Source organism: Methylococcus capsulatus (assembly GCF_036864975.1).
GTDB lineage: Bacteria > Pseudomonadota > Gammaproteobacteria > Methylococcales > Methylococcaceae > Methylococcus.
This window is the reverse complement of record NZ_CP104311.1, coordinates 660,001-673,878: the sequence shown is the minus strand read 5'-3', so window position 1 is coordinate 673,878 and position 13,878 is coordinate 660,001. Positions and strand designations below refer to the sequence as shown.

The window sequence follows — 13,878 nt, the reverse complement described above, 5'->3', positions numbered from 1 at the left end:
CATATTCCCGTATTCCGTTTCATGCAGACCTATCAGAAAGCCTTTATCGATTTCGTCCTCGGTTGCGAGGTGCTCCGCTTCGGCGATTTCACTCTCAAATCCGGCCGCCAGAGCCCTTACTTTTTCAACGCCGGCCTGTTCAACACTGGTGGCCGGCTCGGCAGGCTGGGCGAGTTTTACGCCCAGACCCTGACCGCGGGTGGTATCCGGGCCGACGTGCTGTATGGCCCGGCCTACAAAGGCATTCCACTGGTCACTGCCACTGCCATTGCCCTGGCCAGGGCCAGCGGCGAAGAAATTCCCTACGCCTTCAACCGAAAGGAAGCCAAGGACCACGGCGAAGGCGGCATCCTGGTCGGCGCACCGTTGCGGGGTGACGTGCTGATCGTCGACGATGTGATCACCGCCGGTACGTCAGTGCGGGAGTCGATCGAAATCATCCGGGGGGCCGGCGCCAAGCCTTGCGGGGTGCTGATCGCGTTGGACCGGGAAGAAGTCGGTCAGTCCGGAAAATCCGCCGTGGAGGAGGTTCGGGACAGCCTGGGGATTCCGGTCCACGCCATCATCGGTTTCCGCCATCTGATCGATTACCTGCGCGGATCGGGCCGGATCAGGGAGTTGGCAGCACTCGAGGACTACCGTAGTCGTTACGGCACCGCCTGACACCATGGCGGCTTCGGTGCCTTCCTTCGCCTGCATCGGAGCAGCGTTTCCCGCGTGGGCGAGGGCTCTGGGCATTATTTTGCTCGCCCTGCCGCGGGCGGTACCGGCGGCCACCTACAAATGGCTGGATGAAGAGGGGCGTGTCCACTATTCGGACAGCATTCCTCCCGAACACAGTCAGCAGAAGCATGCCCGGCTCGACGGCCAGGGACGCCTGGTGGAGATCATCGAGGGTGCCAAGAGCCCGGCGACGATCGAGCGGGAACGGGCGCTCAGGCATCTTCGGGCGGAAACGGCGCGTCTGGTCGAAGAGCAGCGCAAGCTGGACGATGCGCTGCTGCGAACCTACGCCAGCGAAGAGGACATGCGGCTGGCCCTGAACGACCATCTCACCCAGAGCGACGCATCGATCAATCTCCTGGAAAAATACCGGGCTCGGCACGCGGACGTCCTCCGGACCCAGGAAAAGCATGCCGCCGACATGGAGCGCCAGGGCCTGGCCGTCACTGCGCAAGTCCTGAAGGCTATGGAGGACGAGCGTCGCCGGATCGCGGATTACAAAGACAAAATCCGCGTCCTGGAAGACAAGAAACGCGTCATCGCCGCCCGTTTCGGCCGCGACATCGAGCGTCTGCGTTCGCTCAAAGCTGAACAGGCGCGTAGCGGCCGTGGCGCTCTCGGCGAGGTGTTCGCGAGTGATGACGGCAACGGCGTGCTCAGTGCCGTGGCCTGCTCGTCCGATGCGATCTGTGCCAAAGTCTGGGCACTGGGGCGCGGCTATGTACTCAGCAAGGCCGATACGCCGCTGGCGATCGACACTGAACGCCTGGTGTACACTTCGGTGCCGCTGGCGGACCGGGAAATCGCCCTGACCCTGGCGCGCATCGCCGGACCAGAGGAAGAAACGGTATTCCTCGACATCCGCTGCCGCCAGTCGAGCCTCGGCCGTGAGCTGTGCGCAAGTTCCCGGGTGCAGGACATCCGTGCCGGTTTCCGCGCCCGTGTCGAGGTAGAAATGGGTGCCGTTCCTTGAAGGAGGAAGCTCGGGGTTCTGGACCGGGCTTCGCCCGCTTGGCAAACTTGCCATCCGGAAGCGGACGGTCCGAGTGCGGCGCTCGTTGGGATCGCCGCAGTTCCTAAAAATAAAATCTATTGGAGGATTGCTCATGGCAAGACCACTCATTCAGCTGGCCCTGGATTCCCTGGATCGCAACCAGACGCTTGAACTCGCCCGCCTCACGGCGCCTTATGTCGACATCTTCGAGATCGGCACGCCCTGTATCAAATACAACGGCATCGAAATCGTCCGCGAGCTCAAGCGCCGCCACCCGGACCGGCTCATCCTGGTCGACCTCAAGACCATGGACGCCGGCGAATACGAGGCTACGCCGTTCTATGCCGCCGGTGCCGACATCTGCACCGTCCTCGGGGTGTCGGGACCTGCGACCATCGCCGGGGTCGTCAAGGCGGCCCAGGCGCACAATGCCGAAGTCCAGGTCGATCTCATCAACGTGCCGGACAAAGCCGCCTGCGCGCGCGAGGCTGCCAGGCTCGGCGCCCAGATCATTGGCGTGCATACCGGCCTCGACGCCCAGGCCCAGGGTCAGACGCCGTTCGCCGATCTCGAGAGCATCGCCCGCCTGAAGCTGCCGGTTCGAATCTCGGTGGCCGGTGGTATCAACCAGAACACCGCCACGCGGGTCGCCAAGGCGGGGGCAGACATCGTCGTGGTCGGTGCGGCGATTTACGGAGCGCCCTGTCCGGTAACCGCCGCCCGTACCATCCGCGAATTGCTGGAAGGGGCCCACCACAAGTTCATCGTGTCGAAGATCGGTGGCGTGCTCGCTGCCACCGACAAGAGCTACGAGGCGCGTCTGACCGGTCTGCTCGAGCGTGCTCGCCGTATTTTCGTCGCCGGCGCCGGGCGTTCCGGTCTGGTCGGCCGCTTTTTCGCCATGCGGCTGATGCACGGGGGGTATCAGGCTTACATCGTCGGCGAGGTCGTGACACCCAGCATCCGCAAAGGCGATCTCCTGATCGTGATTTCCGGTTCGGGGGAAACTGAAACCATGATCGCCTACACCAAGAAAGCCAAGGAGCAGGGGGCCAGCATCGCGCTGATCACCACCCGCGACAAGTCCACGATCGGCGATATGGCGGACGTAGTGTTCCGAATCGGCACCCCCGAGCAGTATGGCAAGGTGGTCGGCATGCCGATGGGCACCACCTTCGAGTTGTCCACCCTGGTGTTGCTCGAAGCCACGATTTCGCACATCATCCATGCCAAGAAGATTCCCGAGGAGCAGATGCGGACGCGTCACGCCAATCTGGAATAGGTTTTCTCGCCCCTTCCGCCTGCGATTCGAAAAGGCTGGCTTGCATGCCGGCCTTTTTTCTTGGCTGCGAATGTCGTCATCGGCAGCGGAGGATGTTAACGTGTAGCCGGCCTTTTCGTGTTTCCCCGGCGTGTTGATGAGGAGGTGCGCCATGAATTCCGAAGCTGATCCGATCGTCGGCAACTGGTACCGGCATCTGGACAAAGGGCAGTCGTTCACGGTGGTCGCCATCGATGACGATGCCCGCACCGTCGAAATTCAACATTTCGACGGTGATCTGGAAGAAATCGACCTCGACACGTGGTACCTGCTGCCGATCGAACTCATCGAAGAGCCGGAAAACTGGAGCGGTCCCCTGGACGTCGCCGAGCTGGATGATCTCGGCGGCACCGAGATTACCGACACGTGTCCCGAAGACTGGTCGGAACCTCTGGAAGAAATCGTCAAACAGGAGGATCGGCCGGTTGAAGAAGTTCCCGAAGAAGAATCCATCTTTGAAGAGGAGGGATCCGAGATGATCCCGCTGGAGCTGGAGCCGGAACTCGCCTTGGGTGGAGCGGAAGAGGCGCAAGCGCTCGAAGAAACCAAGGAAGAGTCGGGGGGGGAAGGAAGCGGAACCACTGCCTATTCCGAGGACGAATAGGCGGCGCACTTACTGGCCGTCCCGCGCAGAGACGGGATGCCCGACTGCAGAAGCACCACCGTGAAGCCGGTCTTCCATCCCGCCCTGGTCAATGGCCCCTGCGGCGACCCTGCGGTGTACGTGGACTTCCTGTTCGAGAAGCGCGCGGTATTGTTCGATCTCGGCGACATCCGCACGCTTCCGGTACGCAAGATTCTGCGCCTGAGCGATGTGTTCGTCTCCCATGCCCACATGGATCACTTCTTTGGCTTCGACTGGCTGCTGCGGCTATGTCTGGGGCGCGACCTGGGCATCCGTCTGTTCGGGCCGGCAGGTTTTCTGGACCAGGTGGAGCACAAGCTCTCGGCCTATACCTGGAATCTGGTGGGAGGCTACAGCACCGATTTCTCGTTCGAAGTCTCCGAGGTATTGACCGAAACCTTAGGTCGCAGGGCCTCGTTCCGTTGCCACACTGCCTTTCGCCGCGAGGGCGAAACCGAATTTCCGATCGAAAATCGCCGGCTGCTGGACGAACTGAATCTTGCGGTCGAATTCGTGATTCTGGATCACGCGACACCCTGCCTGGCATTCGCCCTGCGGGAAAAGCGCCACCTCAATGTCTGGAAAAACCGGCTGGTGGAACTCGGCCTGGCGCCAGGCTCCTGGGTGCGTGACCTCAAGCACGCCTTGCTGACCGGGCAGCACGAAGACACACCGGTCCGGGCACTGATGCGTGACGGAGCTCGTCTGCGGGAAGCGGTGTATCGATTGGGCGAGTTGGCCCCCTCTCTCGTGCATGTCTCGGAAGGGCAGAAAGTCGCCTACGTCACCGACGCCGTCTATCACGAAGCGAACGCCGCGCGCATGGTGGCGCTGGCCGCAGGCGCCGACCAGTTTTTCATCGAGGCGGTCTTCGGCGATGAACTCAATGAGCGCGCGGCCCGGAAATACCATCTCACCGCCCGCCAGGCCGGTACCATCGCGCGCCGGGCCGGTGTCAAATTTCCCACGCCTTTTCATTTCTCACCGGTCTACCAGGGGCAGGAGGAGGCGCTGGAGCGGGAGTTTCGGCACGCTTTCCTCACGGGAGGGCGGAAGTAAAGCACGACGGAATCGACCGAGATGCACTCAGCGCTCCGGGCGCAGGTTCGGCCTTGCCGTTGGGCGCCCCGCACCTGAACGTCGCCATGACTCAGAATCTGCAGTAAGGAGAGTTTGATGACCATTACGAACAAGCAGTCCGGGACGAATGTGCATGAGGTTGCCGAGGGGATCTACCGCACCAACACGCCGGTGGTAAGCGTGGGCACAGCCGGGTTTTCGTTCAACCAATACCTCATCGTGGATGATGAATCTTTACTTTTCCACACCGGCCCGCGAAAGATGTTTCCATTGGTGCACGAAGCTGTGGCGTACGTGTTGCCGGTCGAGAGGCTGCGCTACATTGCGTTTTCCCATGTGGAGGCCGACGAGCGCGGCTCGCTTAATGAATGGCTTGGTGCCGCCCCGCACTCTCTACCCTTGTGCGGTACTATGGCTGCCGGCGTATCGGTTCACGACCTTGCGGATAGGGCGCCCCATGCCGTGGCCGATGGAGGGCTGGTTCCTTTGGGCAAGCACACCGTGCGTTGGCTCGACGCGCCGCAACTGCCGCACGCGTGGGACTGCGGCTTTCTGATGGAAGACAAGACAAGACAAGGACACTGCTCTGTGGCGACCTGTTCACGCAGGAAGGCGTTGATCTTCCGCCCGTCACGGAATCGGACATTCTCGGGCCGAGCGAGGCGTTTTGCCATGAAATGGATTACTCCTCGCACACCAAAAACGCCTGCGCGATGCTTGAGAGACTGGCATCGACGAACCCGACGACGCTCGCGTGCATGCATGGCAGCGCATGGCGTGGTGATGGCGGAACCTGCTACGTGCTCTCGCCGATGCGCATTCTTCATGATCCCTCCTTGCTTTGCGCTTCGACCGGGACGCGTGGTGCAACGCCGCCACGTGCCGAGGCACTCCGGCCGAACGCTCAACCGCTGGGCGGGTTCGCGTCGGCTGGGTTTGGATATCGGGACTAACGGTCATGGCGTGTACCACCGCCAGTGAGAAAAGATATTTGGAGGAAAGGGCGCCTAGAAGTACGACCGGTTGATCAGGAAATGCGTACCGATGCTGGCGAAATAGCCCAGCAGGATCACCGGTACCCATTTCAGGTGGGCGCCAAAGGAATAGTAACCCTTGGCCTGGCCGAGCAGGCCGACGCCGGCAGCCGAGCCGATGGCGAGGAGGCTGCCCCCGACGCCGGCCGTGAGGGTCACCAGTAGCCATTGGCCCTGCGAGATCTGCGGGTCCATGGTCAGAACCGCAAGCATGATGGTGCCATTGTCGATGAAAGCCGAAGCGATGCCGACGAGGATGTTGGCAAAGGTGGTCCGCTCCGGATCGGCGTAGAGAAACTGGGAGATGCGTTCCAGATAGCCGATGAAACTCAGCCCCCCTATGCTCAACATGATGCCGTAGAAAAATAGCAGCGTATCCCATTCCAAGCGCGAGACTTTCTTGAAGATGTCGAACTCCTCGGTATCCCCGATCGGTTCGTCCGGCGGGATGACCTCGTCGGCGGAGGGAGAGCGGGTGGCGGTTCGCTTCTGCAGGTAGAAACTGTAGAACTTGAGGTAGGTCAGCCCGGCCATCATGCCGGCCGCGGGCGGCAGGTTCAGGAAGTTCTCGAAGCATACCGCGGTGACGATGGTCATGAGGAATAATACGATGATGGGGCGTCCGCCGGTTTTGATCGGAATCCGTTTGTCCACAGCCGCCGGGTGATGGCGGGGCAGAAACAGGAACATGCAGGCCGCAGGGAGAGCAAAATTGACAATCGAGGGGATCAGGAGGTGGAAGAAATCCACGAAAGGGACTTTGCCTTTCTGCCAGATCAGCAGGGTGGTGATGTCGCCGAAAGGGCTGAACGACCCGCCGGCATTGGCGGCGACCACGATGTTGATGCAAGACAGCGTGACGAAGCGCGGACAGTCTTTGCCCAGGGCGATGACGACCGCGCCCATTAGGAGGGCGGTGGTCAGATTGTTGCACACCGAGGAAATCATGAAGGCCAAGATGCCGGTCAGCCAGAACAGTTGCCGGTAACTGTATCCCCTGCCCAGCAGCCAGCAGCGCAGAGCCTCGAACACGTCGAGATCTTCCATGGCATTGAGGTAGGTCATCGACACCAGGATGAACAGCAACAGTTCCGCATAGGTCAGGAGCGATGCGCGGAATGCCTCGCCGGCTTGTTCCGGCATGCCACCGCCGACGTAGACCGCCGCGATCAAGCCCCAGATCACACTGGCGGCGAACACCATCGGCTTGGACTTACGAAGTTCCGTCACCTCCTCGGCCATGGCAAGAAAATAGGCGAGGAAGAAAATAACCACGGCCAGGTAGCCGGCCCAGTGCCGGGTCAGGTCCAAGGGGCCGACCGGGCCGTGAGCGGCCGCAAGACAAGGCTGCGGTGCGCAGACGAACGAGACGCCGGCAGCCGGAACCCAAAACGGCATGCGCGTCCGCGTCGCGGCAAGTTTACCCATATGAATCGGTGGGGACATGAAGAGTGATGGCATTCGGATTCCTGTCTGAAAGTGCCTGGACGCGCCGCTGGCAGAAGATATCGAAGAACGCATGCGACGGGGAGCCGGAAATGGCCGCCGACGGCTGGCGTTTGTTTGAGTCAGAAGTGCTTTTCGTAAGGGGTACCGCCCTGCTTCACCATGATCTTCGCGCGGAACAGCGTGGCGAGCAGGATCCCGACCAGCACCGAGGAGAGGTCAATCCCCAGGCCCAATAAGAAGGTATGGTTGCGGAAGGACTCTCCCAGAAGGGGTCTTAGGACCCCATAGAGCCAGACGGCGAAGCCGGCGTAATAGACGATGACGCCGCCGGCGGCCCAGGCGAGGGGGGGCAGCTTCAGCCGCAGGGCGGTGCGGTAGAACCAATAGGCAACGAAAAGGACGGCTATGGCGCCGATCATGGCGATGGTTTCCCGCTCGCGATCAGAGACCTCGCATCTTACCTCAGACGGATGGGCCGGAGGCAAGCCTCGTCCGTCGGTGCTTCCTCGTTCCACAGCGGCGGTACTTCGTGCAGGCTGGCGACATGCCGCCGGGCAAAACCGCGTTCCCGCTGGCTCGCTTGTCGTCGCCCGTTGACCAGGATGGCGAAGGTCCCGGCAGTGGCGGCGGATTCAATGCCGGCTTCGGAGTCTTCCAGGGCAAGGCATTGGCTGGGCGCTACGCCCAGGCGGCGGGCCGCTTCGAGATACAGGTCCGGCGCGGGCTTGCCCTGGGCGACCTGGTCACGAGTGACGATGAGCGGAAACCGGTGTGCCAGGCCGGAGCGGTCCAGGCAGATAGCGGCGAATCGGGCCTCGCTGTTGGTCGCCAGCGCATAAGGCAGATTCCGTTCGCGGAAAAACCTCAACAGATTCTCCAGGCCGGGCATCGGGGCGATGCCATGGATCTCGATGTGCCGGTGCCAGATCTGCGCGGCGAGCGCGTCGAAGCGCTGGGCATCGAAGCCGGGGCCGGCATAGTTGCCGATCCGCCGGTTGACCGCTTCGGCATGACAGCCGAATAGCGACTGGCAGAAGGCTTCATCGAGATCGACCCCCAGCTTGGCAGCGGCGCCACGCCAGGCGGCGACATAGGTCGCTTCGGTATCGATGGCGAGGCCATCCATGTCCAGGATAGCCGCCTTGATGCCGGTGAGGGGATAGTCAGTCTGTCTCATCGTGCAGAACCCGGATGTATTCGCCGGGCGCTTCCCGGCTGCTGCCGACGATCAGGCGCTCGCTGCCGTCGGGGAGTGCTTCGACCTGCCCCGAAGCCTCGATGCTCTCCCCGATCCGCGCCTGTCCGACATAGGTATGGGTGAAGCTCAGGACTTGGCCGATGCGCGGATGATCGATAAGGTAGCGGGCCGGGAATTCGAACGCCCTGCGGTCGTCCGTCACCGTGGCGCGCAGAGTCAAGGAACCGCGTTTCTCGGCGGGTTGGAGGGAGCCCGAAGAGCCTGGCAGCACCAGCGTCAGGTCGAATTTGGTGCCCTCGAAGAAGCCGGTGTTGAATTTCCTCCGCTCGTGCCAAAGATAGTCCTGGAAGGCGAGCGTGCAGCCGCGGCGCTCGTAAGCTATCCGCCAGTCTGCCTCGGCCGGTGCGTCCAGCCGGCCGTCCGCCGTGGCTTCGGCGACCACGGTGCGTGCCGCATCGAAGGTGGCCGGGGCGTAGACGACCAGGTCGATGTCGGAAGCCAGGGTCTGAGCGCCGACCAGCAGCGAGCCGGTTATGCCGAATTCCTGCAAGTCCAGTCCTTCCCCGGCGAAGATTCCGAGCAGTCGGCGGGCTTTGGCTTCAATGGCGTCGCAGTTCGTGTCTGCCAACAGGGTTCGAACCCGGTCACGGGGGCGCAAATGCCCCGCTATGCATTCGAGGGGCACTGCCGGCAATACCGCATCCAGTCGCCGGGAACGGCGCAGATAAGCGGGACCGTGCTCCTGCAGGAAATCCACGGCTTCCGCTGTGCTCAGCTTGCGCAGTCCGCCGCTGGCCATGGGGACGTAGCGCAAGGTGCAGAGCAGCCGGCCGTCTTCGGGACAGCCGTCGACGACGGCGAAACGCAGTCCTTCCGTCGTTTGGATGAAGTCCTTCGGCAAAAATCCAGACTCAGAATCCATCGGGATACAGGGCAGAGGAGCCATCCAGGTCGCCGGTGTCGCGGTAGCCCAGCGGCTCGCCGTCGGGGGAGTTGAGCCTGCCGGCGCAGACGCGGCCGCTGGCCAGCACATGATCGCCGCTGGCCAGCGTTCCGGCAAGCCGGCACTGGAACCAGGCGATCGCGCCGCTCAGCAAAGGAACCCCGCCTTCACCGGCCGTCCAGTCGATGCCGGCGAGTTTGTCGCTGCCGGCCGGGCGGGCAAAATGCACCACCCAATCGACCCGGTCTCTGGGTACCACGTTGATGCTGAAAAGACCACTGGCCATCAGTTTCCGGTAAGACAGACCGTTGGGGTTGATGCTGAGCGCCAGCATGGGCGGATCGAACGAGGTCTGCATCACCCAGGCCGCGGTGAAGGCATTGGGGCCTTCGGCATCGGCAACGCCGACGACATAGACGCCATGAGTGATGGTCCGGAACAGTCGGGTCATTTCGAGGTTCATTGCATTCGCCCCGCCCGTGGCTGAGGCATTAGAATACGTCCTTCATTTTCCGCACGGAGCCGAACGTGCCTGAGCTGACCCACTTCAATACCGCCGGCGATGCCCACATGGTGGATGTCGGCGGTAAGCCCAGCACTGCCCGGATGGCGGTGGCCGAGGGGTACATCGCCATGTTGCCCGAGACCTTGCGGCTGATCATGGCCGGCGGGCATAAGAAAGGCGACGTGCTGGGCATCGCCCGCATCGCGGGGATCATGGGTGCCAAGCGGACCGCGGACCTGATCCCGCTCTGTCACCCCATCCCCATCACCCATGTCGATCTCGCGCTGGAGCCTCAGCCGGAGGCCAACCGCATCCGCTGTCGGACCACGGTCCAGACCGTCGGCCAGACCGGCGTGGAGATGGAGGCGCTGACCGCCACCCACGTCGCACTGCTGACCATCTACGACATGTGCAAGGCGGTCGACCGCGGTATGAGCATCGAATCGGTGCGCCTGTTGGAGAAGATCGGCGGCAAATCCGGTCATTGGCAGCGCGCCTCCGGCGAGGGGCGCTCCAGCACCAGATAGCTGTAGGGCCAGGGGAAGTCGGGATCGTTCCGGACGTCTTCGCGGCTGATTTCGCGCCAATCCGCGGCCGCGAACTCCGGGAAGTAGGTGTCACCGGGGTAGTCGTGATCGATCAGGGTCAGATAGAGCCGCCTGGCCCGCGGCAGCAGGGCTTCATACAAAGCGCTGCCGCCGATGACCATGAGTTCCGGGGTCCCGGCGCAGACGGTCGCCAGTTCGCCGAGATCATGCACAATGGTGCAGCCCGGGGCGGAAAAATCCGGCGAGCGGGTCAGGATGATGTTCTGGCGCCCGGGCAAGATACGGCCGATCGATTCGTGGGTCTTGCGGCCCATGAGGACCGGTTTCCCTAGGGTCAGGGTGCGGAACCGTTTGAGGTCGGCGGACAGATGCCAGGGCATGGCATTGTCCGCGCCGATCACTCGGTTCCGTGCCATCGCTACGATGATGGAAATGTCCGGCAAGCCGTTCATACCGCCACCGCTGCTTTGATGTGCGGGTGCGCCTGGTAGTCCTCGACCACGAAGTCCTCGTAGCGGTAATCGAACAGGCTCTGGGGCTTGCGGGCGAGTTTCAGCGTAGGCGGTGAATAGGGTTCGCGCGTGAGCTGAAGGCGCGCCTGATCCAAGTGATTCCGGTACAGGTGCACGTCACCGCCACACCATATCAACTCCCCCGGTTCGTATCCGGTCTGCTGTGCCAGCATGTGGGTGAGCAGGGCATAGCTGGCGATGTTGAACGGCAGCCCCAGAAACACGTCCACTGAGCGCATCTGGAACAGCAGCGACAGCTTCCCATCCGTCACATGGCACTGAAAGGCGTAGTGGCAGGGTGGTAGCGCCATGGCCTGCAGGTCGGAGGGGTTCCATGCGCTCACCAGCAGGCGGCGGGAGTCCGGGTTCCGGCGCAGTTGCTCGACCAGTCCGGCAAGCTGATCGATGGCGCCTCCCCAGCTCCGCCATTGGCGGCCGTACACGGGGCCGAGATCGCCGTTTTCATCCGCCCACTCGTCCCAGATCGTGACGCCGTGCCGTTGCAGGTCACGCACGTTGACGCTGCCCGAGACGAACCACAGCAGCTCATGAATGATCGAAGGCAGGTGCAGTCTCTTGGTGGTGACGAGGGGGAGCCCGCGCGAAAGATCGAACCGCATCATGCGACCGAACACGCTCAGGGTTCCCGTGCCCGTCCGGTCTTCTTTGGCGCAGCCGTGCTCGAGGATATCGCGCAGTAGGTCGAGATACGGGCGCATTCAGGCGGATCGGCGGGTGTAGGCGGCGGCTAGCAGGACGATTCCGAACAGGATCATCGGCAGACATAGGATCTGACCCATGGTCAGCCAACCGAAGGCGAGATAGCCGAGTTGCACGTCCGGCAGCCGGACGAACTCCACCGCGAAGCGGAACACCCCGTAACCCAGGAGGAACATGCCGCTTACCGCCATCCGCGGCGGCGAACGCAGGCTGAACCATTGGAGAATGATCAAGAGGACCAACCCTTCCAGAAACGCCTCGTAAAGCTGGGAAGGATGGCGCGGTACGTCACCGGCATGAGGAAAGACCATCGCCCAAGGCAGATCGCTAGGTTTGCCCCAGAGTTCGCCGTTGATGAAATTGCCGATACGTCCGGCCAGGAGGCCGATGGGCACATAAGGTGCGAGGAAGTCGGCGACGTCGAAAAACCGGATGCCCTGCGATCGGCCGTAGGCATACATGGCGATCAGCACGCCGATGAGCCCGCCGTGGAAAGACATGCCGCCCTCCCAGATGCGGAACAGCATCGCCGGATCGTGCAGAAAGCCGGAGAAATTGTAGAACAATGCATAGCCGAGCCGTCCGCCGGCCACGACTCCGATGGCGGCATAGAAAACCAGATCCTCGACCTGGGCCGGGGTGAACAGAGGATTCGCGCTGTGCCGTACCCTCCGCCGCGCCAGTATCCAGGTGGCGGCGATGCCGATGACGTACATCAATCCGTACCAGTGGACTTTGAGCGGCCCGATGGAGACGGCAACGGGATCAATGGAAGGATAGGTCAGCATGGCGCGTGCGGAGCTGTCGGTGTTGATTGGCCCACGGCAGAACTCGTCATTATGCCACCTTCTCAGTCATAGTGAATGAGCTCGCGGGGAAGCGAAGGTTCCCGTCCCGCGGCGAGATCGCTGAGGAATGTCCATATCACATCGGCCGAAGGTGGGCAGCCGGGCAGGAAATAATCGACCCTCACGACCTCATGGATCGGATGCACCTTGTCCAGGAGTAGCGGCAACTCGACGTCGTTGGGTATTTGCGGGTTTTCGATCCCGATGCCGTCCAGATAGGATGCTTGCAGACATTCTTCCAGCGCTATGGGGTTGCGGAGTGCGGGCAGCCCGCCGTTGATCGCGCAGGCTCCCATGGCGACCAGGATCCGGCAGTGCTGACGGAACTCCCGCAAGGTATGGACGTTTTCCGCGTTGCACACGCCGCCTTCGACCAGTCCCAGATCGACCCTGTCCCCGCAATGCTTGACGTCGGTCAGCGGCGAGCGGTCGAAACGGGCGACCTCCGCCAGTGCCAGGATGCGCTCGTCGATGTCGAGGAACGACATATGGCAGCCGAAGCAGCCGGCCAGGGAAGTCGTGGCGACAGTGAGTTTGTCAGCCATGGCGCGCCTCCACGATCGGTTCCTCGCGTTCCAGACTTTCTTCGGCGATGGTGTGCCGGTCGTAGACGCGATCCCCAATGGGTACCTCGAAGCCATGCCGTTTTATCAGGATGGCTCCGACCGGACAGACCCGGGTCGCTTTGTCCGTCGTGGCGATCGGGGTATCCGCAAGCTTGCCCGAGGGCGAATTCACGATCAGCCGCGAGTCGATGCCGCGTCCCGCGATGGCGAAGACGTTTTTGCCGTCCACGTCCCGGCTGGCCCGCACGCACAATGCGCAGAAAATGCAGCGGTCGCGGTCGAGCAGGATGTCGGGGTGGGAGGCGTCCAGTTCCCTTCGGGGGTAGAAGAAGGGGAAATGGGCATCGGTCATGCCGAGGAAGTAGGCCGTTGCCTGCAACTGGCAATTGCCGCTCTTTTCGCAGGACGGGCACAGATGGTTCCCTTCCACGAACAGCAGTTGGGTGATGGTGCGCCGCAGCGCGTTCAACTCGGCAGTATCGTTGAGCACTTCCTGGCCGTCTGCCGCCGGGAAGGTGCAGGCCGAGCAGTTACGGCCATTCACCTTGACCGTGCACAGTTTGCAGCTGCCGTGCGGCTCGAATTCCGGGTTGTGGCACAGATGAGGGATGTAGAACCCTGCCGCGGTGGCCGCTTCCATGATGGTCTGCCCCTCTGTGAAGGTGACCGGCTTGCCGTCGATCTGAATGGTGGGTTTGGTCATGCTGTTTTCCTGGACATTACGACTGTGACAGATGGGCATTGGCATCGTCCCGGCCGGTCAGGCGCCGGGCGGTGGCGAGCGCGCCATCCAGATCGAAGCCGGGTTCGAA

Annotated in this window: 18 protein-coding genes (1 of these 18 only partly in view); 7 read left to right on the top strand and 11 right to left on the bottom strand. The window is 62.5% G+C overall.

The window, feature by feature from the left end; all coding sequences use genetic code 11:
• The first annotated feature begins 21 nt into the window (after positions 1–21).
• From pyrE to N4J17_RS03100, 6 genes are all read left to right on the top strand, one after another.
• Entirely contained in the window at positions 22–663 is a 642-nt protein-coding gene (gene pyrE / locus N4J17_RS03125) for an orotate phosphoribosyltransferase (RefSeq protein ID WP_198323011.1), read from the top strand.
• Positions 664–679: 16 nt separating this feature from the next.
• Positions 680–1,696: a DUF4124 domain-containing protein gene (locus N4J17_RS03120; RefSeq protein WP_338457630.1), complete on the top strand. Its 1,017-nt coding sequence runs from the start codon at positions 680–682 to the stop codon at positions 1,694–1,696.
• A 133-nt stretch (positions 1,697–1,829) separates the two neighbouring features.
• Positions 1,830–2,999 (top strand): bifunctional 3-hexulose-6-phosphate synthase/6-phospho-3-hexuloisomerase, encoded by a 1,170-nt coding sequence (gene hxlAB / locus N4J17_RS03115; protein WP_198323013.1) that lies wholly within the window; start codon positions 1,830–1,832, stop codon positions 2,997–2,999.
• Positions 3,000–3,150: 151 nt separating this feature from the next.
• Positions 3,151–3,642, top strand: coding sequence for a DUF6763 family protein (locus N4J17_RS03110; protein ID WP_198323014.1), 492 nt, complete (start codon positions 3,151–3,153; stop codon positions 3,640–3,642).
• 36 nt (positions 3,643–3,678) lie between these two features.
• On the top strand, positions 3,679–4,722 hold the full coding sequence (locus N4J17_RS03105; protein ID WP_232470470.1) for a ribonuclease Z: 1,044 nt from the start codon (positions 3,679–3,681) through the stop codon (positions 4,720–4,722).
• Between the two features lie 117 nt (positions 4,723–4,839).
• On the top strand, positions 4,840–5,724 hold the full coding sequence (locus N4J17_RS03100; protein WP_198323015.1) for a hypothetical protein: 885 nt from the start codon (positions 4,840–4,842) through the stop codon (positions 5,722–5,724).
• A 26-nt stretch (positions 5,725–5,750) separates the two neighbouring features.
• Here N4J17_RS03100 and nhaD read toward each other — a convergent pair whose 3' ends face one another.
• The 5 genes from nhaD to N4J17_RS03075 form a co-directional block, all read right to left on the bottom strand.
• Complete coding sequence (gene nhaD / locus N4J17_RS03095; RefSeq protein ID WP_232470471.1) at positions 5,751–7,175, bottom strand: sodium:proton antiporter NhaD; 1,425 nt, start codon at positions 7,173–7,175, stop codon at positions 5,751–5,753.
• A 170-nt stretch (positions 7,176–7,345) separates the two neighbouring features.
• The gene (locus tag N4J17_RS03090; protein WP_198323016.1) at positions 7,346–7,645 is read right to left on the bottom strand and encodes a hypothetical protein; all 300 of its coding nucleotides are present in this window, start codon (positions 7,643–7,645) and stop codon (positions 7,346–7,348) included.
• Between the two features lie 38 nt (positions 7,646–7,683).
• The gene (locus N4J17_RS03085; RefSeq protein ID WP_198323017.1) at positions 7,684–8,403 is read right to left on the bottom strand and encodes an HAD family hydrolase; all 720 of its coding nucleotides are present in this window, start codon (positions 8,401–8,403) and stop codon (positions 7,684–7,686) included.
• A complete protein-coding gene (locus N4J17_RS03080) occupies positions 8,390–9,346 on the bottom strand; it encodes a hypothetical protein (protein ID WP_198323018.1) in 957 nt (318 codons plus the stop codon). Before N4J17_RS03080 ends, N4J17_RS03085 begins: the two co-directional genes overlap by 14 nt.
• Complete coding sequence (locus tag N4J17_RS03075; RefSeq protein WP_232470473.1) at positions 9,336–9,818, bottom strand: flavin reductase family protein; 483 nt, start codon at positions 9,816–9,818, stop codon at positions 9,336–9,338. The genes N4J17_RS03080 and N4J17_RS03075 overlap by 11 nt, the downstream gene beginning before the upstream one ends.
• Positions 9,819–9,895: 77 nt before the next feature.
• Here N4J17_RS03075 and moaC point away from each other — a divergent pair, with 77 nt between their 5' ends.
• On the top strand, positions 9,896–10,399 hold the full coding sequence (gene moaC / locus N4J17_RS03070) for a cyclic pyranopterin monophosphate synthase MoaC (RefSeq protein WP_198323020.1): 504 nt from the start codon (positions 9,896–9,898) through the stop codon (positions 10,397–10,399).
• Here the strand turns inward: moaC and N4J17_RS03065 are convergent.
• From N4J17_RS03065 to N4J17_RS03040, 6 genes are all read right to left on the bottom strand, one after another.
• A complete protein-coding gene (locus tag N4J17_RS03065) occupies positions 10,354–10,872 on the bottom strand; it encodes a dihydrofolate reductase (RefSeq protein WP_198323021.1) in 519 nt (172 codons plus the stop codon). The genes moaC and N4J17_RS03065 overlap by 46 nt on opposite strands.
• Positions 10,869–11,651 carry a thymidylate synthase gene (locus N4J17_RS03060; RefSeq protein WP_198323022.1) on the bottom strand — a complete coding sequence of 261 codons (783 nt, stop codon included), beginning with the start codon at positions 11,649–11,651 and terminating at the stop codon, positions 10,869–10,871. The genes N4J17_RS03065 and N4J17_RS03060 overlap by 4 nt, the downstream gene beginning before the upstream one ends.
• Complete coding sequence (gene lgt, locus N4J17_RS03055; protein ID WP_198323023.1) at positions 11,652–12,440, bottom strand: prolipoprotein diacylglyceryl transferase; 789 nt, start codon at positions 12,438–12,440, stop codon at positions 11,652–11,654.
• Between the two features lie 62 nt (positions 12,441–12,502).
• Positions 12,503–13,045 carry an NADP oxidoreductase gene (locus N4J17_RS03050; protein WP_198323024.1) on the bottom strand — a complete coding sequence of 181 codons (543 nt, stop codon included), beginning with the start codon at positions 13,043–13,045 and terminating at the stop codon, positions 12,503–12,505.
• Positions 13,038–13,769 carry a 2Fe-2S iron-sulfur cluster-binding protein gene (locus tag N4J17_RS03045; protein ID WP_198323025.1) on the bottom strand — a complete coding sequence of 244 codons (732 nt, stop codon included), beginning with the start codon at positions 13,767–13,769 and terminating at the stop codon, positions 13,038–13,040. Before N4J17_RS03045 ends, N4J17_RS03050 begins: the two co-directional genes overlap by 8 nt.
• 16 nt (positions 13,770–13,785) lie before the next feature.
• Positions 13,786–13,878, bottom strand: the end of a protein-coding gene (locus N4J17_RS03040) for an NAD(P)H-dependent oxidoreductase subunit E (protein ID WP_198323032.1). The gene runs 1,737 nt beyond the window's last position; the window shows 93 of its 1,830 coding nt (coding positions 1,738–1,830); its start codon lies beyond the right edge, outside the window; the stop codon is at positions 13,786–13,788.

Coding starts and splice junctions, on each gene's coding strand:
- pyrE (WP_198323011.1), top strand. CDS start 22: ATGCAGACCTATCAGAAAGCCTTTATCGATTTCGTCCTCGGTTGCGAG.
- hxlAB (WP_198323013.1), top strand. CDS start 1,830: ATGGCAAGACCACTCATTCAGCTGGCCCTGGATTCCCTGGATCGCAAC.
- N4J17_RS03110 (WP_198323014.1), top strand. CDS start 3,151: ATGAATTCCGAAGCTGATCCGATCGTCGGCAACTGGTACCGGCATCTG.
- N4J17_RS03105 (WP_232470470.1), top strand. CDS start 3,679: ATGCCCGACTGCAGAAGCACCACCGTGAAGCCGGTCTTCCATCCCGCC.
- N4J17_RS03100 (WP_198323015.1), top strand. CDS start 4,840: ATGACCATTACGAACAAGCAGTCCGGGACGAATGTGCATGAGGTTGCC.
- nhaD (WP_232470471.1), bottom strand. CDS start 7,175: ATGCCGTTTTGGGTTCCGGCTGCCGGCGTCTCGTTCGTCTGCGCACCG.
- N4J17_RS03090 (WP_198323016.1), bottom strand. CDS start 7,645: ATGATCGGCGCCATAGCCGTCCTTTTCGTTGCCTATTGGTTCTACCGC.
- N4J17_RS03085 (WP_198323017.1), bottom strand. CDS start 8,403: ATGAGACAGACTGACTATCCCCTCACCGGCATCAAGGCGGCTATCCTG.
- N4J17_RS03080 (WP_198323018.1), bottom strand. CDS start 9,346: ATGGATTCTGAGTCTGGATTTTTGCCGAAGGACTTCATCCAAACGACG.
- N4J17_RS03075 (WP_232470473.1), bottom strand. CDS start 9,818: ATGACCCGACTGTTCCGGACCATCACTCATGGCGTCTATGTCGTCGGC.
- N4J17_RS03065 (WP_198323021.1), bottom strand. CDS start 10,872: ATGAACGGCTTGCCGGACATTTCCATCATCGTAGCGATGGCACGGAAC.
- N4J17_RS03060 (WP_198323022.1), bottom strand. CDS start 11,651: ATGCGCCCGTATCTCGACCTACTGCGCGATATCCTCGAGCACGGCTGC.
- lgt (WP_198323023.1), bottom strand. CDS start 12,440: ATGCTGACCTATCCTTCCATTGATCCCGTTGCCGTCTCCATCGGGCCG.
- N4J17_RS03050 (WP_198323024.1), bottom strand. CDS start 13,045: ATGGCTGACAAACTCACTGTCGCCACGACTTCCCTGGCCGGCTGCTTC.
- N4J17_RS03045 (WP_198323025.1), bottom strand. CDS start 13,769: ATGACCAAACCCACCATTCAGATCGACGGCAAGCCGGTCACCTTCACA.